This is a genomic window from Micromonospora mangrovicola (genome assembly GCF_047200535.1).
Taxonomy (GTDB): domain Bacteria; phylum Actinomycetota; class Actinomycetes; order Mycobacteriales; family Micromonosporaceae; genus Micromonospora.
Genome location: NZ_JBJZOG010000109.1, coordinates 1 through 19,879, shown reverse-complemented (window position 1 = coordinate 19,879; position 19,879 = coordinate 1). Strand labels below are relative to the sequence as shown.

22 protein-coding genes are annotated in these 19,879 nt (G+C 73.9%); 10 read left to right on the top strand and 12 right to left on the bottom strand.

What is annotated here, in order from left to right; genetic code table 11:
- The first annotated feature begins 19 nt into the window (after positions 1–19).
- Entirely contained in the window at positions 20–796 is a 777-nt protein-coding gene (locus tag ACL02O_RS28870) for a spermidine synthase (RefSeq protein ID WP_412821330.1), read from the top strand.
- Positions 797–841: 45 nt separating this feature from the next.
- Positions 842–1,996 (top strand): AI-2E family transporter, encoded by a 1,155-nt coding sequence (locus ACL02O_RS28865; protein WP_412821328.1) that lies wholly within the window; start codon positions 842–844, stop codon positions 1,994–1,996.
- 12 nt (positions 1,997–2,008) lie between these two features.
- On the opposite strand, the gene ACL02O_RS28860 is transcribed toward ACL02O_RS28865, so the two are convergent.
- Complete coding sequence (locus ACL02O_RS28860; RefSeq protein ID WP_412821327.1) at positions 2,009–3,307, bottom strand: NAD(P)/FAD-dependent oxidoreductase; 1,299 nt, start codon at positions 3,305–3,307, stop codon at positions 2,009–2,011.
- 264 nt (positions 3,308–3,571) lie between these two features.
- Between ACL02O_RS28860 and rpsD the strand changes: the two genes are divergently transcribed.
- Positions 3,572–4,183: a 30S ribosomal protein S4 gene (gene rpsD, locus ACL02O_RS28855; protein ID WP_412821326.1), complete on the top strand. Its 612-nt coding sequence runs from the start codon at positions 3,572–3,574 to the stop codon at positions 4,181–4,183.
- Complete coding sequence (locus tag ACL02O_RS28850) at positions 4,180–4,338, top strand: hypothetical protein (protein ID WP_412821325.1); 159 nt, start codon at positions 4,180–4,182, stop codon at positions 4,336–4,338. Before rpsD ends, ACL02O_RS28850 begins: the two co-directional genes overlap by 4 nt.
- A 42-nt stretch (positions 4,339–4,380) precedes the next feature.
- On the opposite strand, the gene ACL02O_RS28845 is transcribed toward ACL02O_RS28850, so the two are convergent.
- The gene (locus ACL02O_RS28845) at positions 4,381–4,914 is read right to left on the bottom strand and encodes a GNAT family N-acetyltransferase (RefSeq protein ID WP_412821324.1); all 534 of its coding nucleotides are present in this window, start codon (positions 4,912–4,914) and stop codon (positions 4,381–4,383) included.
- A 373-nt stretch (positions 4,915–5,287) separates the two neighbouring features.
- Here ACL02O_RS28845 and ACL02O_RS28840 point away from each other — a divergent pair, with 373 nt between their 5' ends.
- Positions 5,288–6,514, top strand: a complete 1,227-nt coding sequence (locus ACL02O_RS28840) for an MFS transporter (RefSeq protein ID WP_412821323.1) — start codon at positions 5,288–5,290, stop codon at positions 6,512–6,514.
- 130 nt (positions 6,515–6,644) lie between these two features.
- Here ACL02O_RS28840 and ACL02O_RS28835 read toward each other — a convergent pair whose 3' ends face one another.
- From ACL02O_RS28835 to ACL02O_RS28810, 6 genes are all read right to left on the bottom strand, one after another.
- Positions 6,645–7,649, bottom strand: a complete 1,005-nt coding sequence (locus ACL02O_RS28835) for an intradiol ring-cleavage dioxygenase (protein ID WP_412821322.1) — start codon at positions 7,647–7,649, stop codon at positions 6,645–6,647.
- A gap of 113 nt (positions 7,650–7,762) precedes the next feature.
- Complete coding sequence (locus ACL02O_RS28830; protein ID WP_412821321.1) at positions 7,763–8,617, bottom strand: class I SAM-dependent methyltransferase; 855 nt, start codon at positions 8,615–8,617, stop codon at positions 7,763–7,765.
- 141 nt (positions 8,618–8,758) lie between these two features.
- Complete coding sequence (locus tag ACL02O_RS28825) at positions 8,759–9,052, bottom strand: DUF6510 family protein (RefSeq protein ID WP_412821320.1); 294 nt, start codon at positions 9,050–9,052, stop codon at positions 8,759–8,761.
- 16 nt (positions 9,053–9,068) lie between these two features.
- Positions 9,069–9,830: a ferredoxin reductase gene (locus tag ACL02O_RS28820; protein WP_412821319.1), complete on the bottom strand. Its 762-nt coding sequence runs from the start codon at positions 9,828–9,830 to the stop codon at positions 9,069–9,071.
- Between the two features lies 1 nt (position 9,831).
- A complete protein-coding gene (locus ACL02O_RS28815) occupies positions 9,832–10,422 on the bottom strand; it encodes a sulfite oxidase-like oxidoreductase (protein ID WP_412821329.1) in 591 nt (196 codons plus the stop codon).
- Positions 10,423–10,524: 102 nt separating this feature from the next.
- Positions 10,525–11,544: a TerC/Alx family metal homeostasis membrane protein gene (locus ACL02O_RS28810; protein ID WP_412821318.1), complete on the bottom strand. Its 1,020-nt coding sequence runs from the start codon at positions 11,542–11,544 to the stop codon at positions 10,525–10,527.
- A 251-nt stretch (positions 11,545–11,795) separates the two neighbouring features.
- Here ACL02O_RS28810 and ACL02O_RS28805 point away from each other — a divergent pair, with 251 nt between their 5' ends.
- The gene (locus ACL02O_RS28805) at positions 11,796–12,944 is read left to right on the top strand and encodes a CaiB/BaiF CoA transferase family protein (RefSeq protein ID WP_412821317.1); all 1,149 of its coding nucleotides are present in this window, start codon (positions 11,796–11,798) and stop codon (positions 12,942–12,944) included.
- A 74-nt stretch (positions 12,945–13,018) separates the two neighbouring features.
- On the opposite strand, the gene ACL02O_RS28800 is transcribed toward ACL02O_RS28805, so the two are convergent.
- Positions 13,019–13,423 (bottom strand): DUF2267 domain-containing protein, encoded by a 405-nt coding sequence (locus tag ACL02O_RS28800; protein ID WP_412821316.1) that lies wholly within the window; start codon positions 13,421–13,423, stop codon positions 13,019–13,021.
- Positions 13,424–13,582: 159 nt separating this feature from the next.
- Between ACL02O_RS28800 and ACL02O_RS28795 the strand changes: the two genes are divergently transcribed.
- Together ACL02O_RS28795 and ACL02O_RS28790 are read left to right on the top strand one after the other, a co-directional pair.
- A complete protein-coding gene (locus ACL02O_RS28795; protein WP_412821315.1) occupies positions 13,583–13,855 on the top strand; it encodes a DUF2795 domain-containing protein in 273 nt (90 codons plus the stop codon).
- 9 nt (positions 13,856–13,864) lie between these two features.
- Positions 13,865–14,521, top strand: coding sequence for a DUF1345 domain-containing protein (locus ACL02O_RS28790; RefSeq protein WP_412821314.1), 657 nt, complete (start codon positions 13,865–13,867; stop codon positions 14,519–14,521).
- Between the two features lie 217 nt (positions 14,522–14,738).
- Here ACL02O_RS28790 and ACL02O_RS28785 read toward each other — a convergent pair whose 3' ends face one another.
- From ACL02O_RS28785 to ACL02O_RS28775, 3 genes are all read right to left on the bottom strand, one after another.
- A complete protein-coding gene (locus tag ACL02O_RS28785) occupies positions 14,739–15,404 on the bottom strand; it encodes a hypothetical protein (protein ID WP_412821313.1) in 666 nt (221 codons plus the stop codon).
- A gap of 32 nt (positions 15,405–15,436) precedes the next feature.
- The gene (locus ACL02O_RS28780; RefSeq protein WP_412821312.1) at positions 15,437–16,408 is read right to left on the bottom strand and encodes a pirin family protein; all 972 of its coding nucleotides are present in this window, start codon (positions 16,406–16,408) and stop codon (positions 15,437–15,439) included.
- Positions 16,409–16,589: 181 nt separating this feature from the next.
- Entirely contained in the window at positions 16,590–16,898 is a 309-nt protein-coding gene (locus ACL02O_RS28775) for a MazG-like family protein (RefSeq protein ID WP_412821311.1), read from the bottom strand.
- Positions 16,899–16,993: 95 nt separating this feature from the next.
- Here ACL02O_RS28775 and gdhA point away from each other — a divergent pair, with 95 nt between their 5' ends.
- Both gdhA and ACL02O_RS28765 read left to right on the top strand, forming a co-directional pair.
- A complete protein-coding gene (gene gdhA, locus ACL02O_RS28770) occupies positions 16,994–18,331 on the top strand; it encodes an NADP-specific glutamate dehydrogenase (protein WP_412821310.1) in 1,338 nt (445 codons plus the stop codon).
- 165 nt (positions 18,332–18,496) lie between these two features.
- Positions 18,497–19,864, top strand: a complete 1,368-nt coding sequence (locus ACL02O_RS28765; protein WP_412821309.1) for an alpha/beta hydrolase family protein — start codon at positions 18,497–18,499, stop codon at positions 19,862–19,864.
- The last annotated feature ends 15 nt before the right edge of the window (positions 19,865–19,879 follow it).

Below are 19,879 nucleotides of genomic sequence, written 5' to 3'. Positions count from 1 at the left end.
CCCGGTACCGTTGCCCGCCGTGGGGAGCGGGGAGATCGTGGAGATCGTCGTGGACCGGGCCCGGCCGACCGGACGTACGCTGCTCGCCGCCGGGGTCGAACGGTCCTACGTCGACGTCGCCGACCCGCGCCACCTGCACTTCGAGTACGTCCGCCGGATGGCCGCGGTGGTCGACCTGGCCGCCCCGCCCGGGCGGCCGCTGACCGCGCTGCACCTGGGCGGCGGCGCCCTGACCCTGCCCCGCTGGCTGGCGGCCACCCGTCCGGGTTCCGCACAGCGCGTCGTCGAGCTGGATCCGGCGGTGGTCGAACTGGTCCGCCGCGAGCTGCCCCCGGTACCGCCCGAGGTCGACGTGACCATCGGCGACGCCCGGGCCGCGGTGACGGACGCGCCGGCCGACGCGTACGACCTGGTGCTCGCCGACGTCTACCGCGCGGCCCGGATGCCCCGGCACGTGGCCGTCGTCGAGTTCGCCGTCGAGGTGGCCCGGGTGCTCCGCCCGGACGGCGTCTACCTGGTCAACGTCACCGACCTGCCGCCGCTGGTGTTCTGCCGCAGCCAGGTGGCGACGCTGCGCGCCGTCTGCCTGGTCGCCGACCGGCGCATGCTGCGCGGCCGGCGCTACGGCAACCTGGTGCTCGCCGCCGCCCGCCGGCCCGACCGGCTGCCGGTACGCCGGCTGGTCGCCCGCGCCGCCGGGGACCCGGTGCCCGGCGGCGTGCTGCACGGCGCAACCCTGGACGCCTTCGTCGCGGGGACCCGCCCGGCCACCGACGCCGGCCTCGCCGGGCGCTGAGCCGGCGCGGCGTTTCCCCGCCCGCCGCGCGGGTAGCCGCGCCGGATGAGCGACGCCGACGACCGGGCCACCGCCCGGCGGGCGCTGATCGTCATCGGCCTGGTGCTGACCACCGTGGTGGCGCTGGGCCTGCTCTGGGCGACCCGCCGGGTGCTGGTCTGGATCCTCGTCGCGGCGTTCTTCGCGGTCGCCCTGAAGCCCCTGGTGGACGGGGTGGAACGGCGGTTCGTACGGCGTCGGGCGGTGGCCACCCTGCTGGTCTTCCTGGCCACCTTCGCGGTGCTCGCCGCGCTGGGCGCGATGATCGTGCTGCCGCTGCTGAACGAGGTGAGCCGCTTCGCCGACCGGGCGCCGGAGCTGCTGCGCGAGACCCGGGCCGGCCGGGGTCCGCTCGGCGAGCTGCTGGACCGGTTCCACCTCCGGCGGTACGCCAACGCCCACGCCGACCAGCTCCAGCGCTACGGATCCCGATTGAGCCAGCCGGCCGTCGGGCTGGTCCGGGGCGTGCTGGAAACCGTCGCCGGGTTACTGACGGTGGTGGTGCTGGCGTACCTGATGGTGCTGGAGGCCCCGAAGGTCGTGGCCGGCGCCTTGGCGCTGGTCGGCGACGGCCCGGCGGAGCGGCTGCGCCGCATCGGGCGGGCCGCCTCCCGCACCATCACCGGTTATCTCAGCGGCAACCTGCTGATCAGCGTGATCTGTGGCGGGCTGACCTTCGCGGTGCTCTGGGTCACCGGGGTGCCGTTCGCGGCGGTGATCGCCCTGCTGGTCGCCATCGCCGACCTGATCCCGCTGGTCGGGGCGACCCTGGGAGCGATCATCGCGGCCGGGGCCGGGTTCCTGCACTCCCCCACCACGGGCGTGGTGGTGCTGGTCTTCTTCGTGGTCTACCAGCAGCTCGAGAACCACCTGTTGCAGCCGCTCATCATGTCCCGTGCGGTCCGGTTGAACCCGCTGACCGTGCTGGTCAGCGTGCTGATCGCGGCCGAGCTCGCCGGTTTCGTGGGTGCGCTGCTGGCCATCCCGGCGGCCGGCATCGGGCAGATCCTGCTGCGCGAGTTCGCCCCGGCCGGCCGGCGGACGGTCCCGTCCCCGGCGGTCGACGGCGATCCGGACCGGGGCGACGACGCCGGACCGCGGCACGACGCGGCCGGCGACCGGTCCCCCGAGCCGGGAGACCCGCCGCCGGCCGGCGGTTGACCCGGCCCTCACTCAGCCGCGCCGCACCACCTCGGGCGACTCGCTCTCCAGCGGTACGGCGTTCCCGGGCACCAGTCCGAGCTGCACCGAGGGCCGGGGCAGCGCGGCGTCGAGCACCCAGTCCGCGCCCACCCGGGCCCGGTTCCCCGGCATCGCGAGCAGGTGGTAGCCACGGGTGACGGCCTTCGCCGGCAGTCCCGCCAGGGGCACCTGCAGCGGGTTGGCCGCGGCGTCCTTGCCGCCCAGGTCCACCACCCAGCCCAGGTCGTGGTGCTTGTACGGCTTCCGGACGCCCTCCCCGTACGAGGCGGCGATGTTGTGCGCCGCGAGCTTGCCCTGCCGCTGGGCGTGCTGGGCGGTCATCGTGCAGATCTGCCCGAGGCGGGCCAGGTCGGGCACGGCCGCCGCGTCGCCGCAGGCGAACACCTCGGGATGGCCGGGGACGTTGAGGTACTCGTCGACCACCAGGCGGCCCTTCTCGGTCCGCAGTCCCAGCTCGGCCACGAACGGGTCGGGGCGTACGCCGACGCACCAGACCAGGCTGCACGTCGGGACGTACTCGCCGTCGGTGAGCATGACGCCGTCCGGGGTGGCCTCGGAGACCGAGGTGCCCATCCGCACGTCCACCCCGCGCCGGCGCAGCACCCGGTCGGCGGTGGTCGACATCCGCTTGTCCAGCTCGGGCAGCACGCGCGGCGCCACGTCGAGCAGCATCCAGCGCGGCCGGACCTTGAGGTGCGGCCGCTGGGCGATCAGCCGGTCGGTGAAGAGCTGGCCGTGCGCGGCGACCTCGGTGCCGGTGTAGCCGGCGCCCACGACCACGAACGTGGTGCGGGCGCGCTGCTCGGCCGGATCCTCGGTCAGCTCGGCCAGCTCGACCTGGCGTACCACGTGGTCGTGCAGGTACAGCGCCTCGGGCAGGCCACGGAAGCCGTGCGCGTACTCGGTCACGCCGGGGATCGGCAGGAGCTTGTTGACACTGCCGACGGAGAGCACCAGCCGGTCGTACGCGAGCTGGCCGTGGTCGCCCTCCGGGGAGTGGTAGCCGACCCAGCGGTTCTGCAGGTCGACCCGGTCCGCCTCGCCGACCACCACCCGGACGCCGTCGAGGGTGCCGGCGAGCGGCACGGTGATCCGGGTCGGTTCGACCACCCCGGCGGCGACCTCGGGCAGCAGCGGCAGGTAGAGGAAGTAGTCGGTCGTGTTCAGCAGGACGATCTCGGCCCGCCTGCCGGCCGTCCGGCTCAACGTCTTCGCCGCGTGGTAACCGGCGAACCCGGCCCCCACGATCACCACACGAGGTTTCGTCATGCCCGCTGCCGTTCCCGCCGAGGAGGGCGACAAACGTGCCGGTCGCCGAGGGCGAAGTCGGCGGCGAGCCACCGCTCGGCCCGGACAGGTGCGGCGCGGTACGCACCAGATCGACGCGGTACACCCGACGCGGGGACGGTGTCCGCAGGGCGTCGTCAGCCGCCGCGTGACCGTCGCCCGTCTGATCACTCGAATCGGGTGAGGCCGCCTCGCCCGTGGGCGACGGAGGGTGGTGGGAGCGCGAGAGCCGAGGGAGGAAACGACATGGCGGTCCGCACCACCGTACGTCCCGCGCCCGACGACGTGTTCCCGATCCACCCCGCATACGGCTACCGGATGCGGCGCCAGCGGCATCCGGTCGGCGTGCGCGGCGGGCGACGGACAGCCCCCGGCGGTCCCTGGTTGGACGACAGCGCGCGGAAACAGGTGCGCGCCCGCTACGAGTTGCGGGATCGGCAGCTGGCCCGGGCCCTGGTGGCGGCCGTCAGCCACCCAGGTGACTCGGCGGAGAACCTGACCGGCCAACTGGAGCAGCGGATGGACGCGCTGGTGCACCGCGCCGGATTCGCCCGCTCCATCGACGAGGCACGTGACCTGGTCGCCCACAACGCGTTCACGCTCAACGGCGGCAAGGTCAACCGACCCTCCTACCTGGTCCGCCCCGGGCAGACCATCCAGGTCCGGCCTGAGCGGCAGTGTCGCGCCCCGGTCGCGGTCGCGATGGCCGGCCGAACGGAAGGCGACATCCCGCCCTATTTGGAGGTGCAGCCGGACCGCGGCACCGCGACGCTGACCCGGGAGCCGCAGCGACAGGAGGTGCCGGCCCTGAGGGATGTCCCGCTCGCCGTGCAGTCGATAGAAGGGAACCCGCTGTGAGCATCGTGCCGACCGATCGACGCGTGTCCAACTACAACCGACAGAGCGGCAGCCCGCGGCTCACGCCCCGGCAGCGCCGGCGCGTCGACCACAAGCAGGCGAAGTTGCAACGGCTGACCGGGCAGCGCCCCGAGGCCCGGGGTCCGGGGCGCTGACCCGACGACAGGGGTGGCGGCCGTCGCCTGGGCGGCCGCCCCTCAGCCTCGCCCGGGTTCCGGCGCGGTGATGGCCCAGCGCTCGTGGTCGCGCCACGCGCCGTCGATGAACAGGTAGTCCGGCGAGAAGCCCTCCAGCCGGAAGCCCAGCCGCTTCGCGAGCCGCTTGGACGACTCGTTGCCGGGCTGGATGTTCGCCTCCAGCCGGTGCAGGCCGAGCGCGGTGAAGGCGTGCTCGACAACCAGCCGGACGCCGGCCGAGGTGTGCCCGGTCCCGGCGTACGGCAGGAAGGCGGCGTAGCCGAGGTAGCCGCCGCGCAGCGCGCCCATGACGATGCCGCTGATGTTCGCGTAGCCGGCGATCTCGCCGGTGGCCCGGTCGCAGAACAGGTAGCCCGAATTGCCGCTTCCCCGGATCTTGCGCAGGTACGCGGCGTACGACTCCGGGTCGTCGGGGGCGGCGAGCCACGGGTGGTGCAGCTCCCGGCTGCGCCGGGCGGCGGCGGTGAACTCCGCCTCGTCGGCGGGTCGGGGCCGCCGGATGCCGACCCGGCCGTCGGTGCGCAGGTATCTCACGGCGTCCCACTCTGCGCCATCGGCCCGTGCGGGGTGCCGGCGGGGTCGCCCGGCGGCCCGACCTGCCCTATCCTCGGCCCGGACGACGGGAGGTCGATCATGAGGACTGCTCCACTCGGCACGGTGCTGGTTTCCGCTTCGCCGCTGGGGACCGCGGTGTCCTGATCCGCGCCGCCGGCTGCTTCGACGCCGCCCGGCGCAACCCTCGGCACCGCCTCCTCGCCGCGAAGCGATCAGGTGACCCCCGCTCGGGTCCCCCGTCCTGGCGTGCGTACGCCACCACATCGCTTCCGAGGGAGTTCCTCGTGTTTCCGGAGATCCCGTCCGGGCGCCCCGTCGCGCCCGGACCGCGTACCCCTGCCCGGTGGCCGGCATGACGGCCACCGTTCCCACCGCCCGGCTCGGCCGGGACTTCCACCACCTCTGGACCGCCTCGGCGGTCTCCAACCTGGGTGACGGCGTCACCATGGTCGCCGGCCCGCTGCTGGTCGCCTCGCTGACCCGCGACCCGGCCGCCGTGGCCGCCGCGGCCCTCGCCCCGCAACTACCCTGGCTACTCTTCTCCCTGGTCAGCGGGGCACTCGTCGACCGCGTCGACCGGCGTCAGCTGATCGTCACGGTCAACGTCGGCCGCGGGCTGGTGCTGGGCGCACTCGCCGGGGCCGTGCTCGCCGGGGTCGCCACCGTGCCGCTGATCTGCCTGGCGTTCTTCCTGACCGGCGTCGGGGAGACCCTCGCGGACACCGCCGCCGGGGCGCTGCTGCCCGCGGTGGTCCCGAAGGAGCGCTTGGAGCAGGCCAACAGCCGACTCTTCGCCACCTACGTGGTCGGCAACCAGTTCGCGGCGAAGCCGCTCGGGGCGTACCTCTTCGTGCTGGCGGCGGCGCTGCCGTTCGGGTTCGACGCGGCCACCTTCGGGCTGGCCGCCCTGCTGCTGGCGCTGCTGCGCCGGCGGCCGGTCCCGGCCGCGACGCCGGACCCCGCGGTCATCGGAGCGGAGCGCTCGCTGCGGGCCGACATCGCCGCCGGGTTGCGCGCGCTCTGGGCCGTGCCGGTGCTGCGCACCCTGGCGGTCAGCATCGCGGTGATGAACGTGGCGTTCTGCGCGGCGTTCGCCGCGTTCGTGCTCTACGCCCGGCAGCGGCTCGGCCTCGCCGAGGTCGGGTACGGCGTGCTGCTGACCGCCTCGGCGTTCGGCGGGCTGGCCGGGAGCACCCTGGCGACCCGGCTGCGGGCCCGGTTCGGCACTCCGACGCTGCTGCGGGTCGGGCTGCTGATCGAGGTCGGCCTCCAGGTCGTGCTGGCCGCCACCCGGCAACCCTGGGTGGCCGGCGCTGCCCTGGCGGTCTGGGGGGTGCACACCATGGTCTGGGGCGTGCTCGTGGTGTCCCTGCGGCAGCGCCTCGTGCCGGACCGGCTGCGGGGCCGGGTGAACAGCGTCTACTCCCTCGCCGATCTGGGTGGCGCGGCCGTGGGCACCGCCCTGGGCGGGGTCCTCGCCCGGGCCACCGGGAGCATCGTGGCACCGTTCTGGCTGGCCGCCGCCGTGCTGGCGGCGCTCGCCGCGGTGGCCTGGCGGCGCCTGGCGGACGCAGGCTGACCGCCGGCCGGCCGGTTCACCCGCTGTCGGGTCCGGGCCCGCTCGACCTTCCATCGGTCGAGCGGGCCGAGTGCCGGTTGGTCACGACGGCGGCGGACCAGCGCCGCCGGGGACGATCAGCAACGGACGCTCAGGACGCGGACGGCGGCGATCCGTTCGACGGTGGGCCGCCCGGGCCACCGGAACCGCCCGGACCGGGCGCATCCCCGGGCGGACGGCCGTTGCCGGCGAGTTGGCCTCCGGTGGGGGCCGTCCTGGTGTCGACGCGCACCGCGAGGGCGACGGTGAAGCCGCTGGTGACGTCGCCGACGACGGTGGCCAGTTGCGTGGCGCCGCCGTCGTCGCCGAACACGTTGTCACTGTCGAGGCTCACCCCGGCAAGGTTGGTCACCGACTGTTCGTAACCGGCCTGGGCGTACACGGTGTCGCAGACGTCCCGGGGGAGGGCCATCTGCGATGTGGCGATGGCCTTGGCCGCATCGTTGATGCTCTCCCCGTCGGGGTAGACCTCGAAGTGAATGTGCGGCCAGCGACCGGCGTAGCAGGCGGGGAAGACGCTGGTGAAGCGGACCTTGCCGGCGGCGTCGGCGACCTGGACGCCCCGCAGATAGTTCGCCCCCGTGACGCCCTGCGAGTAAAGGGAGTAGCGGCCCGCACGGTCACAGTGCCACACATAGACGGCCGTTCCGGCGAACGGCGTGCCTCCGTTGGCGAGGTCCTGGATGGTCAGCTCCAGGGTCATCGGGACGCCTTCGGCGGTGCCGGTCGCGTCGCCGAAGCTGCCGCGGATGTCGCTGCGCACGATCCCGCTCTCTTCGAGCACGTCCGGGCCGTTGGAGCCGTCGCCCGGGTACGGGCCGGCGGTCTCGTCCGGGATCTCTCCGGCGGTCGCCGCCGTCGCGGTGCCCGCGCCCTGCGCGGACGAGTCGCCGCGCGACCCGCCGCGGTCGGTGCTGCCGCAGGCGGCGAGCGCGACGCCGGTAGCGCCGACGCCGAGCACCCGGAAGAGCTGGCGACGACCCAGCAGGGTGCCGAGGTCGAAGCCGAGGCCCTGGTCCTCGATGTCCTCCTCGGGACGGGCCAGTGGGCGGCCCCGGTAGGTCGGCGCGGCACGGCGCGGCTGATCGGAATGCATCGTCGTGGTCCTCCTGACGCAAGGGACTGGTCTGCTGGACACGACTGTGCAGCCGTAGCTCAGGTGGCCGCTGTGGCCCACCTTTGCGTGGGCTGTGGTTGACAGGGCGGTTCCTACGCGCGGGTGAAGTGCCAGATGATCGCAGCGGGGGTGCCGGTGTAGGCGACGTCGGCCGCCTCCGGGCACCAGACGCGGGCCTGCGGGCCGCCGGCGGAGTCGGTGGGCGGCCAGCCGGGCTCGGCGCAGCCGCGCACCAGGAACCCGGCCGGCAACGTGGCGGCGAGGTAGTCGGCCGCACCGCGCCGGTAGGCGGGCAGCATCCCCAGGCGACCGTCCGGGCCGGTCTGGTGGACCACCCCGCCGAGATAGCGGGAAACCAGATGCACGTCGGAGATGACGAGGTGCCCGCCGGGCCGCAGCACCCGGGCGAACTCGGCCAGCACCTCCGGCAGCTCGGCGACGTGGGCCAGCGCCAGCCCACACACCACCAGGTCGAAACCCCCGTCCGGTACGGGCAACGCGCGTAGATCGCCGGCCAGGAACTCGGCGCCTGGCACCTTCACCCGTGCCCGGTCGAGCAGCTCTGGTGAGCTGTGCACGCCGGTCACCGTGTGGCCGCGCCGGGCCAGCCAGGCCGCGTGCCGACCGGTGCCGCAGGCCGCGTCGAGCGCCCGGCCGGGCGGCAACCTGTCGAGGATGGCCCGGACCACCGCCTCCTCCACCTCGAGCAGCGGGTTGCCTGGCTGGTCGTAAGTGGACGCCCAACTCCGGTAACCATCAACCGTGCCCAGGGTGCCACGATCCACCCCGCCGCCGAGGGTCGGAGCGGCCTCGTCCAGCAGCCGGCGGACCTCGGCGATCCGGGCCTCGACGAAGGCCCGGTCCAGACCGTCGTCGCCGGCGACTGCCCGCAGCAGCGCCACCCCCTCCAGACCGAGCAGGAACGCCAGCGGATGCAGATCGGCCACGGCGCCGGACGCTAGCCGGGGTAACGGTGATCGGGCGAGCAGATATTCGCCCGCCCGCCAAGCCCTCCTCGTCATGCCCCGTGCCGCCCGGTACGCCGCCTCGACCCGATGGCCGACGTCGGTGGGCAGGCGCGCGTGGCGCTAGAGCGGGCGCGGGTAGGGCTGGTCGAAGGGCATCGGCACCTGGAGGAAGGTGCTGCCGCGCAGGTCCAGCCAGGCCCGGTCGGGCGCCCGGACCAGCCGGAGCATCACCCCCGTGCAGGCCGGGCAGCGGCCCACCAGGCCGGGGGCGTGCGAGTAGACGTGCAGCCCGGCCATCGGGCCGGTCGTGCCACAGTTGTCGCAGCGCCCCGTGGCGCCGCTGAGGTCCACGGCGAACAGCTCACGCAGCGGCCCGTCGAGCATGTTGCCGTCCAGGTAGGACAGATCGGTCATGGGTCCTCCTCGCTGGTCACCCGGTGGGTCCGAAGCGCTCGGTCTTCACCCGCCGGGTCGGGTGGCCCAGCCCCACCAGCAGATCCGCCACGGTCTCCACGAAGCCGGTGGGGCCGCAGACGTAGCAGAGGGGTTCCAGGTCGGGCGGCCAGCCGTGGCTGTTCACGTCGGCCAGGCCGATCCGGTGCGGCTCGCCGCGCCAGCTCTCCGCTGCCTGGCGGGTGTACACGTAGGTCACGTCGAGGCCCCGGTCGTCGCGGGCGCGGCGACGCAGCTCGTCGGCGTAGAAGACGTCGTCGGGGGTGCGGACGGAGTAGATCAGGCGGAACGGCGCCCGGCTGCCCGCGGCGCGGCGACCACGGATCATGGCCATCAGCGGCACCACCCCGGAACCACCGGCGACCAGCAGCACCGGCGCGGCCTCCTCGGTCCGCCAGACGAACCAGCCGCCGACGGGCCCGCGTACCTCGACCGGGTCCCCGTGCGCCCACACCTCGGTGAGGTACGCCGACACCTCCCCGTCGGGCACCCGCTGCACGGTCAGCTCGATCCGCTCCCCCTCGGCGGGCGCCGCCAGGGAGTACGACCGGGCGGCCTGGTAGCCGTCGGGGGCGGTGAGCCGCACGTCGACGTGCTGCCCGGGCAGGTGCCCCGGCCAGCCCGGCACGTCGAGTACGAGGGTCTGCGCGGTCGGGGTCTCGATCCGCCGCTCGGCGAGCCGGGCCACCCGCCAGGTCAGCGGCGCGACGACCCGACCGCTGGTCGTGGGCGCGCCCACCTCAGTCGCCCTGGTAGCGCTGCTCGCGCCACGGGTCGCCGTAGTCGTGGTAGCCGGCGGTCTCCCAGAAGCCGGGCTGGTCGTCGACGAGCAGCCGGATGCCCCGCACCCACTTCGCCGACTTCCAGAGGTAGAGGTGCGGGACGAGCAGCCGGGCCGGGCCGCCGTGTTCGGCGGGCAGCGGGCCGCCGTCGTAGCTGTGGGCCACCCAGGCCCGGCCGCCGCGCAGGTCGTCGAGCGGCAGGTTGGTGGTGTATCCACCGTACGAGTGGACCAGCGCGTACCGGGCGGCGGTGTCGACGCCGTCGAGCAGGGTGTCCAGCGAGACGCCCTGCCAGTTGGTGTTCAGCTTGGACCAGCGGGTGACGCAGTGGATGTCCACGGTCGGCGTCTCCTGCGGCAGGCCCATCAGCTCGTCCCAGGACCAGCGGAACTCGGCACCGCCCTCGCCGGTCAGCACGAACTCCCAGGTGTCCAGGGGCACTCTCGGCGTCGGGCCGGCGGAGAGCACCGGGAAGTCCTGGGTGAGGTATTGGCCCGGGGGCAGGGCCGGTTCGGCCGAGCGGGGCCGGCCCTGGAAGCCGGGCGACACGATTCCCACCGGTCAGTCGTACCACCTCGGGGTGTGGCCGGGCGAGGGGTTCGGCGAGACCCGCCGCAGTGGGTGACCACCGCGGGGGCCGGGGCCGGTGGATCAGTGTCGCTCCGCGATGACCTTCGCCTCGCCGGGCTCGCGGTGGCGGGTGGCGCGCAGGCTGGTCAGGGTGACGATCACCAGGACGCCGACGATGACGCCGAGCGAGGCGAGCGTGGGGATCTGCGGCACCCCGGGCCAGCTGCCGTGCGCCCAGTGCAGGCCGAGCTTGACGCCGATGAACGCCAGGATGACGGCCAGGCCGTAGCTGAGGTGCACCAGCCGGCTGAGCGCGGCGTGCAGGACGAAGTAGAGCGCGCGCAGGCCGAGCAGCGCGAACGCGTTGGTGGCGAAGACCAGGTACGGGTCCTCGGTGATGCCGTAGACGGCGGGCACCGAGTCGACCGCGAAAACCACGTCGGTGGCGAGCACCGCGACCACGACGAGGGCGAACGGGGTGAGCGCGCGGCGGCCGTGCTGCCGGACGGTCACTCTGGTGCCGTGGTACTCGTTGACCACGGGCATCACCCTGCGGAGCAGTTTCACCGACCGCATCCGGTTGATGTCGACCTCCTGCTCGTGCCCGGCGAGGGCGTCGCGCAGCAGCTTCACCGCGGTGGCGATCAGGATGACCGCGAAGAGCAGGAAGGCGAAGTCGAGGGTCTGCAGGGCGGCGGCGCCGAGGGCGATGAAGACCGCGCGCAGCACCAGCGCGCCGGCGATGCCGTAGAGCAGCACCCGCTGGGCCAGCACACTCGGCACTGCGAACGCGGCGAGCAGCAGCATGAAGACGAAGAGGTTGTCGACCGAGAGCGACTTCTCCACGAGGTAGCCGGTCAGGTACTCGACGCCCTGCCGGCCGCCGAAGCGGAACGAGATCCAGGCGCCGAAGGCCAGCGGCAGGGCGATGTAGAACGCCGACCAGCCGAGCGCCTCCTTGATCGACACTTCGTGCGGCTTGCGGGTGAGCAGGAAGTCCAGGACCAGCAGGGCGAGCACCCCGGCGATGGTGACCGCCCACAGGGTGGGGGTGCCGATCGACGACAGCGCGCCGGCGGACAGATGGGACGATTCGGTCATAGAGCCTCCCCGAACACCGTGTCATGTTCGAGGTCTCCTTCACCCACGGCTCGTGGGCAACCACCCGAGGCGCGCCCGGGGCGCGCCGTACTGACCGGAATGGTTCGTGGGAAGTACTCCCCTCGCACCGTCCAGGTTAGGGCAACCTCACCCCGGCCGCCAAGTCGACGGGCGAGGTGATTGCCCTGGTCAACAGCTGTGTGGGCCGTCCGGCATGGTGCCCCGGGCGGATCGGGCCCTATGGTGTCGCGATGAGCAACCAGGGACCGCTGACCGGCGTACGGGTGGTCGAGCTGGCGGGCATCGGACCGGGCCCGTTCGCCGCGATGATGCTGGCCGACCTCGGCGCGGACGTGGTCCGCCTCGACCGGGTGAGCGAAGGGGGCTTCGGCGACGTCCCCGGCGACCTGCTGAACCGCAACCGGCGCTCGCTGGCCGTCGACCTCAAGACGCCCGAGGGGCGCGAGGTGGCGATGGCCCTGGTGGCCGGCGCGGACGCGCTGATCGAGGGCTTCCGACCCGGGGTCACCGAACGGCTCGGCCTCGGCCCGGACGACTGCCTCGCCGCCAATCCCCGGCTGGTGTACGGCCGGATGACCGGCTGGGGGCAGCACGGCCCGCTCGCCCGGACCGCCGGCCATGACATCGACTACCTGGCGTTGACCGGCGCGCTGCACGGCATCGGCCGGGCCGGTGAGCGTCCGGTGCCGCCGATGAACCTGCTCGGCGACTTCGGCGGGGGCGGGATGATGCTGGCGCTCGGCATCGTCGCCGCCCTGTACGCGGTCCGCGCCGGAGCACCCGGCCAGGTCGTCGACGCGGCCATCGTGGACGGCGTCTCCGTGCTGGCCACCCAGATCCACGCGCTGCGCCGCTTCGGCATGTGGCAGGACCCGCGCGGGGTGAACCTGCTCGACGGCGGCGCGCCCTTCTACGACACCTACGAGTGCGCCGACGGCCGGTACGTCGCGGTGGGCGCGCTGGAGCCGCAGTTCTACGACGAACTGGTCCGGCTCACCGGCTTCCCGCTCGACGGCGACGAGGCCCCGGACCGCACCGACGTGGCGAACTGGCCGGCGCTGCGCGAGGCGTGGGCGCGGCTGTTCCGGACCCGCACCCGGGACGAGTGGACCCGGCTGCTGGCCGGCTCCGACGCCTGCGTGACGCCGGTGCTGGACTGGGCGGAGGCGCCGGAGCACCCGCATCTGGCGGCCCGGGACGTCTTCGTCGAGCACGACGGGGTCAGCCAGCCCGCCCCAGCGCCGCGGTTCTCCGCCACCCCCACCTCGGTCCGCCGTCCGGCGCCGCAGGCCGGCGAGCACACCGACGAACTGCTCGCGGAGGCCGGCTTCGACGCCGACCGGATCGCCGCCCTGCGCGCCGCCGGCACGGTCGCCTGACGGCCCGCGGGGCACCCCGGCGTCGGCCGCCGCGCGGTGGCCGCCGACCGGCGCCCGACGCCGCCGGGCCGGGGTCAGCGGCGGGTGGCCCCGGGTGCCATTGCCGGCTCCACCATGTCCCGGTAGTCGCGCGGCATCTGGACCACGACGTCGTCGAACTCGCCCCCGGTGATCGCCTCGCGGAGCGTGACGAAGACCGCCCGCACCGCGTCCCGGGCGGCGTTCTCGTCCACGCCGGCCCGCTGCCCGACCCGGGCGACGAACTCGGCGGCCCCGAACCGGTCCGCCGCCTCGGTGGCCGGATGCGGCTTGAGCACCAGTTGCAACGCCTTGGGCAGCTGTGCGGCCAGATCCAGCACCTCACCACCGGTCAGCCGCTCGGTCAGGGTCTCCAGGGTGGCCCGGGTCAGCTCGGCCGCCCGTTCCGGAGCGGTCCGGGATCGCAGGGCGACCTGCTCGACGAAGGTGTCGTAGTTCATCGGCGCTACCCCCTCACGGCTGCTCGCGTCCCGCCGGGTACCCGCCGGGACGGGCCGGAAACGGCCCGGGATTTCCGGCCGCTGCCGTGCGTGAGCCGGGTCGACCCGGGTAACCGCCGCCGGTCGTGACCGCAACTACAGGCGCGAGGAGTCCCACCCATGGCGAGTTACACGGATGTCCTTGACTACCTGTCGGCGCTGGACTACCCGGCCGCGAAGGACGACGTCATCCGCGAGGCCGAACGGGAGGGCGCACCGCCGGAGGTGTTGCAGGCCCTGCGGGCCCTGCCACCGGTGGACTACGCCAACGGCACCGAAGTGGCCCGGTCGGCCGGCATCGACGCCGCACCCGAGGTGAGCCGCTCGCAGCGCGCGGCCCAGGCCCGGGACAAGCGCCACGAGCGAGTCTCGCAGCACCTGCGCGGCATCTGACGCCCTCCCGTGCCGCGCCGGACCCGGGTGGTCGGGCACGTTCCCGCCGCTCTCCAGCTCGTGGTGATGGGGCTGGTCGGCGCGGTCTGCGGTGGACTCGCCGGCGTGCTGGTGTCGCCGCCGGTCGGCCCCCTGGTCGGTTGGGACGCGGCGGCGCTGAGCTGGCTGGCCCTGCTGTGGGGGCGGTTGTCCCGGCTGGACGCCGGGCGGACCGCGCGGCTGGCGAAGCTGGAGGACCCCAACCGGGCCATGCGGGACGCGCTGCTGCTGGCCGCCTGCCTGGCGAGCCTGCTGGCGGTCGGGGTGGTGCTCACCAGCGCGAAGGCCGTCGGCCCCGGGCTGCCCCGGGACCTGTACGGCGCGCTCGGCGTGCTCAGCGTGGTGCTCTCCTGGCTCGTGGTACACACCGTCTTCACCACCCGGTACGCCCGGTTGTACTACAGCAGCGACCCCGGCGGGATCGACTTCCACCAGTCCGAGCCGCCCTGCTTCGTCGACTTCGCCTACCTTGCCTTCACCGTCGGCGCGACCTTCCAGGTCTCCGACACCGACCTGTGCAGCTCGGAGATGCGCCGCACGGTGCTGCGGCAATCCCTGCTGTCCTACCTGTTCGGCGCGGTCATCATCGCCGCCACGGTGAACCTCCTGGCCGGACTGGCGGCGTGAAACCTCTCCGGACAGGCGGGCGCCCCGGGTCACGAACCGCAACCTGGGGCGCCACGCAGCACCTGTCCCTGCCGGTCCGCGCCCGAACCGGGTCGCGATCGACAGGCGGTGGGATGTTCGCCCGAACCGGGCGGGCATCGCTGCCACGATCATCATACGACGAGCAATCAGCCGAATGGGTGAGAACCGCGAAAGTGTGGCGCGCGCCGCACCCGGCTCAGCCGGTCAGTTCGGCGTACCGCTTCTCCAGGTCCACCCTGGCCAGTGCGCCCACCAGCCAGGCCAGCCGCTCCGACTCGCCGCTGCCGGCCAGTCCGGCCAGGTCGGCCGCGGACCGGCCCAGACCCAACCGGCGTGCCGCGGCGAGCGCCCGCCGATCCGCCACCGGCGCCACCTCGCGCCACACCGCCTGCGCCTCACGCAGGAACAGGTCGGCCACCTCGTCGTCTACGCCGGGCAACGCCATGAGCATCCGCCGTTCCCGGGCCGGATCCTGATGCGCCTCGGTGCGTAGCCGGCGCAGGTCGCCCCGGTACTGGTCCACGACGGTCCGGGCCAGGTCGCCGAGCACGTCGGCGAGCGCCTCCACGTCGCCGCGCTGCCCGGCCGCCCGCAACACCCGTACCCGGTCGGCCTGCAATGAGCGGGCCATCCGGGCCGCGCTGTCCCAGCCGGCGTCCCGCAGCGCGCCCGCGCTGTCGACCGCCTTGCGGAAGTCGCCCCGCCGAGCCAGCAGAACGGACAGGTAGAGCACCTGGAACAGGTGGGACGGGTTGTTCACGACCCGGAATCCGTACCGTTCGGCGAAGCCCCGACCGTCCCCGGCGAGCCGGCGGACCAGCCGCTTCTTGTCCTCAATGCTGGAAATCGCAGTGGTCGGCATACCCGCCGTCTACCCACGCCCGGGCCGGGCATTCAGCCCAGCACGCCGCCCCGTCGGTCCCGTGCCTTCAGCCGGGTGGTGGGCAGCGCCGGGGCCGGCAACGGCGGCGCCGGGTCGTCGGCGACGGTGCCGAACCGTCGCCCCGCCATCCAGTCCTCCCGGGCCGCGGCGATCTCCTCGTGCGAGCGGCCGACGAAGTTCCACCACATCACGAGCGGCTCCTCGAACGGGGTACCGCCGAGCAGCAGCAGCCGGGTGCCCGGGGTGGCCCGCAGGGTCAACGTGTCCCGGCCCGCGCCCAGGTAGAGCAGCGCGCCGACCGCGAGCGCCACGCCGTCCACCTCGGCCGCTCCGGACATCGCCAGCAGCCCGTACTCGAAGTCGCGGCGCAGCGGCAGCGTGGCCGGCGCCGGACCGCGCGCCTCGAGCTGCGCGCCGACCAGCGGGGTGTGCACCACCGCCGGGGAACGCTCCCCGCCCGCCTCGCCGACGAGCAGGGTGACGTCCAGGTCGCCGTCGCGCCACCGGGGCAGCTCCGCGTGGTGGGCGAAGTCCGCCGCCCCGGACCGCGCCGGATCCGGCAACGCCACCCACAGCTGCACCCCGTGCATCAGCGGTGGGTGCACGGCCGGCGACCGTTCCGAGTGGGCGATGCCGTGGCCGGAGGTCATCACGTTGAGCTGGCCCGGCCGGATCGGCTGGATGTTGCCCAGGCTGTCCCGGTGCAGGATCTCCCCGTCGAGCAGCCAGGTGACCGTCTGCAGGCCGGTGTGCGGGTGCGGCGGCACCTCCATGCCGGGCCGCTCGGCGACGTCGTCCGGTCCGAAGTGGTCGACGAAGCACCAGGCCCCGACCATCCGCCGCTGCCGCTGGGGCAGCAGCCGCCGTACCGTCGTGTAGCGGCCGAGCGGCACGTCGTGGCCGGGCAGCAGCACGCTGGTCTGCTCGGCGGGGGCGGCGCCTGGCGGGAGGGTCCGCGCGGGCAGGGATTCGGTACGGTCCACCGCCCGACTCTACGCTCAGCCCGCCGCGACGGTCCCCGGGTTCGCCCCGGCACCAGGTCGACGGCGCGGACAACCCGATCCGCTCGACCTGCCGCACCCGGCCGTCTCCGGCGGCAACGGACACCCCGGCACGCCGCACAGCGAGTCGAGCAACGAGGGGGGCACGACGGCCCCCACCACCTCAGGCGAGGCGGGACCGCACCTTCGCGGCGCAGGCCGACACCACGGATCGTGCGTCCATTCCCAGGCTCTCGATCGCCACCAGCGCCGTGAACACCACGTCCGCCAACTCCGCCGCGACGTCCTCACGGGTGTGGGTGGCCCCCTTGCGCGGGTTCTGTCCGAGCACCCCGATCCAGGCCGCGGCCGCCTCCCCCACCTCCTCGGTGAGCTTCAGGACGCGGCAGGTCAGCTCCGTGTCCCCGGTGCCGTTGGCCGCGTCCAGCCAGGCCCGGGAGGCCCGGGCCGTGTCCCAGATCAACTCGTCCATCCGACCAGTGAACCGGACGGTGGTGACGATCCGTACCCGGGGGCGGTCGGCGGGGCGACGGGGCCACCGCCGGGACCGGAAGGGACGTGTCGGTGATGCCGGAGACGGTCGAGACGGTGTTCGCGAACGTGGTCCAGCGGAACCCGGGTGAGCCCGAGTTCCACCAGGCGGTGCGGGAGGTGCTGGAGAGCATCGGCCCGGCTCTGGCCCGTCACCCCGAGTACGCGCACGCGCGGATCATCGAGCGGATCTGCGAGCCGGAGCGGCAGATCATCTTCCGGGTGCCGTGGGAGGACGACCACGGCCGGGTCCGGGTCAACCGCGGGTTCCGGGTGGAGTTCAACAGCGCGCTCGGCCCGTTCAAGGGTGGCCTGCGCTTCCACCCGTCGGTCTACCTGGGCATCGTGAAGTTCCTCGGCTTCGAACAGATCTTCAAGAACGCGCTGACGGGCCTGCCGATCGGGGGCGGCAAGGGCGGCGCGGACTTCGACCCGAAGGGCCGATCGGACCGCGAGGTGATGCGCTTCTGTCAGAGCTTCATGACCGAGCTGCATCGCCACATCGGCGCGCAGACCGACGTGCCGGCCGGGGACATCGGGGTGGGCGGTCGGGAGATCGGCTACCTGTTCGGGCAGTACAAGCGGATCACCAACCGGTACGAGGCGGGGGTGCTCACCGGCAAGGGCCTGGCGTACGGGGGCGCGCAGGTGCGGCGGGAGGCGACCGGGTACGGGGCGGTCTTCTTCGCCGAGGAGATGCTGAAGCAGACCGGGGACGGCCTGGACGGCAGGCGGGTGGTGGTCTCCGGCTCCGGCAACGTGGCCACCTACGCGATCGAGAAGGTGCACCAGCTCGGCGGCACGGTGGTGGCCTGCTCCGACTCGGACGGGTACGTGCTCGACGAGAAGGGCATCGACCTGGAGCTGCTGCGGGAGCTGAAGGAGGAGCGGCGGGCCCGGCTCGACGACTACGTGCGGCACGTGCCGCACGCGGTGGCCGTCTCCGGCCGTACCGTCTGGGAGGTGCGCTGCGACCTGGCGCTGCCGTGCGCGACGCAGAACGAGATCGGCGGCGCGGAGGCCGCGGCGCTGGTGGCCGGCGGCTGCGTGGCGGTGGTGGAGGGGGCGAACATGCCCACCACCCCGGAGGCGGTACGCATCCTGGGCCGGGCCGGGGTGCGGTTCGCGCCGGGCAAGGCGGCCAACGCCGGCGGCGTGGCGGTGAGCGCGCTGGAGATGCAGCAGAACGCCAGCCGGGACTCGTGGACGTTCGCCCAGTCGGAACGCCGGCTGCGGGAGACGATGCGGGACATCCACACCCGCTGCTGGGCCACCGCCGAGGAGTACGGCCTGCCGGGCGACTACGTGGCCGGCGCGAACATCAACGGTTTCCGGCGGGTGGCGGAGGCGATGCTGGCGCACGGCCTGGTGTGACCCGCCACAGTGGGCGAACCGGGCGCGGCTGACTGACCGTTCGGTCAGTGGTGATTGACAGGGTTCGAGGCCGAGCCTAGGTTCAGGTCGCTACCGGCCGGTAGGCATCCGTCCCGCCTGGTCGCCCCGCGATTCGGGGCGGCACCCGTCCCCGGGGGAGCAACGATGCTGACCTCAACCACCCGCCTGGCCCGCCGGCTGCTCGCCGTCGGGGCGGCCCTCACCCTCACGGTCGGTCTGGCCGGCGCGGCGCCCGCCGCCGCCGCCGACCGCGACGACGACGGCAGCCAGCCGCTGCCCGGCTACACCATCAACAACCCACCACTGGCGCCGCTGGTCGTCGACGGCGCGGCCAGCACCGTCCGCCAGGGCGTGCACGAGCACGCCGGCTTCATCATCGAGATCCCCGCGCGATGGAACGGCGACCTGGTCATGTGGGCGCACGGCTACCGCGGCCAGGGCACCGTGCTCTCCCCCGAGCCGCCCGGGTTCGGCCTGCGCCAGCGAATGCTGGAGCAGGGGTACGCCTGGGCGGCGTCCTCGTACGACCGCAACGGGTACGACATCCGCTCGGGCGTGCTCGGCACCCGGGAGCTGGCCGACTTCTTCGCCGACACGGTGCGGCGGCCGAAGCGGGTGCTCATCGCCGGGGTGTCCATGGGCGGGCACATCATCGGCCGCTCGCTGGAGCAGTACCCGGCCTACTACGACGGGGCGCTGCCGATGTGCGGGGTGCTCGGCGACCACGCACTGTTCGACTTCTTCCTCGATTACAACCTGGTCGCCCAGGCCCTCGCCGGGGTGCGCGCGTACCCGACACCGGACGACTACCTCACCAACGCGGTGCCGCGGATCCAGGTGGCGCTGGGGCTGGCCGGTCTCAAGCCGGGCGGCCCGGACACCACCAACGACCTCGGCAAGCAGCTGCGGGCCATCACCGTCAACCGCTCCGGCGGGGAGCGGCCCGGCGCGGAGGCCGCCTTCGCGGTCTGGAAGGACTTCCTCTTCGGCATCGCCACCACGGACGGCGGCGACTCCCCCGCCCAGCGCCCCGGTCAGCTCGCCACCAACCTGCTCACCCGGTACTCCCCGAACAGCCCGGTGGACGTCAACGCCACCGTGCAGCGGGTCGCGCCGGAAAGCCCGTGGCAGCGGCTGTCACCGACGCTGACCGAGGTGCCGCGGATCAGCGGCCGCCCCACCGCGCCGGTGCTCAGCCTGCACGACCTCGGCGACCTCTTCGTGCCGTTCAGCATGGAGCAGGCGTACGCCCAGGACGCGGCGTGGCACGGCCGCAGCCGCCTGGTGGTCCAGCGGGCGGTCCGGGCCGCGCAGCACTGCGAGTTCAGCCCGGCCGAGGCCGGCGCCGCCTGGGACGACCTGGTCACCTGGGTACGCACCGGCCAGCGGCCCGCCGGTGACGCGGTCACCGATCCGGCGGCGGTGGCGGCGCCGGACTTCGGCTGCCGGTTCAGCGACCCCGCCGCCTGGTCCGCCGGGTCGGGGACCCGCCGGCTGTACGCGCCCTGCTGAACGACCCGACCCACA

Coding starts and splice junctions, on each gene's coding strand:
- ACL02O_RS28835 (WP_412821322.1), bottom strand. CDS start 7,649: ATGCATTCCGATCAGCCGCGCCGTGCCGCGCCGACCTACCGGGGCCGC.
- ACL02O_RS28805 (WP_412821317.1), top strand. CDS start 11,796: ATGAGCAACCAGGGACCGCTGACCGGCGTACGGGTGGTCGAGCTGGCG.
- ACL02O_RS28795 (WP_412821315.1), top strand. CDS start 13,583: ATGGCGAGTTACACGGATGTCCTTGACTACCTGTCGGCGCTGGACTAC.
- ACL02O_RS28810 (WP_412821318.1), bottom strand. CDS start 11,544: ATGACCGAATCGTCCCATCTGTCCGCCGGCGCGCTGTCGTCGATCGGC.
- ACL02O_RS28825 (WP_412821320.1), bottom strand. CDS start 9,052: ATGACCGATCTGTCCTACCTGGACGGCAACATGCTCGACGGGCCGCTG.
- ACL02O_RS28840 (WP_412821323.1), top strand. CDS start 5,288: ATGACGGCCACCGTTCCCACCGCCCGGCTCGGCCGGGACTTCCACCAC.
- ACL02O_RS28800 (WP_412821316.1), bottom strand. CDS start 13,423: ATGAACTACGACACCTTCGTCGAGCAGGTCGCCCTGCGATCCCGGACC.
- gdhA (WP_412821310.1), top strand. CDS start 16,994: ATGCCGGAGACGGTCGAGACGGTGTTCGCGAACGTGGTCCAGCGGAAC.
- ACL02O_RS28775 (WP_412821311.1), bottom strand. CDS start 16,898: ATGGACGAGTTGATCTGGGACACGGCCCGGGCCTCCCGGGCCTGGCTG.
- ACL02O_RS28765 (WP_412821309.1), top strand. CDS start 18,497: ATGCTGACCTCAACCACCCGCCTGGCCCGCCGGCTGCTCGCCGTCGGG.
- ACL02O_RS28865 (WP_412821328.1), top strand. CDS start 842: ATGAGCGACGCCGACGACCGGGCCACCGCCCGGCGGGCGCTGATCGTC.
- ACL02O_RS28785 (WP_412821313.1), bottom strand. CDS start 15,404: ATGCCGACCACTGCGATTTCCAGCATTGAGGACAAGAAGCGGCTGGTC.
- ACL02O_RS28860 (WP_412821327.1), bottom strand. CDS start 3,307: ATGACGAAACCTCGTGTGGTGATCGTGGGGGCCGGGTTCGCCGGTTAC.
- rpsD (WP_412821326.1), top strand. CDS start 3,572: ATGGCGGTCCGCACCACCGTACGTCCCGCGCCCGACGACGTGTTCCCG.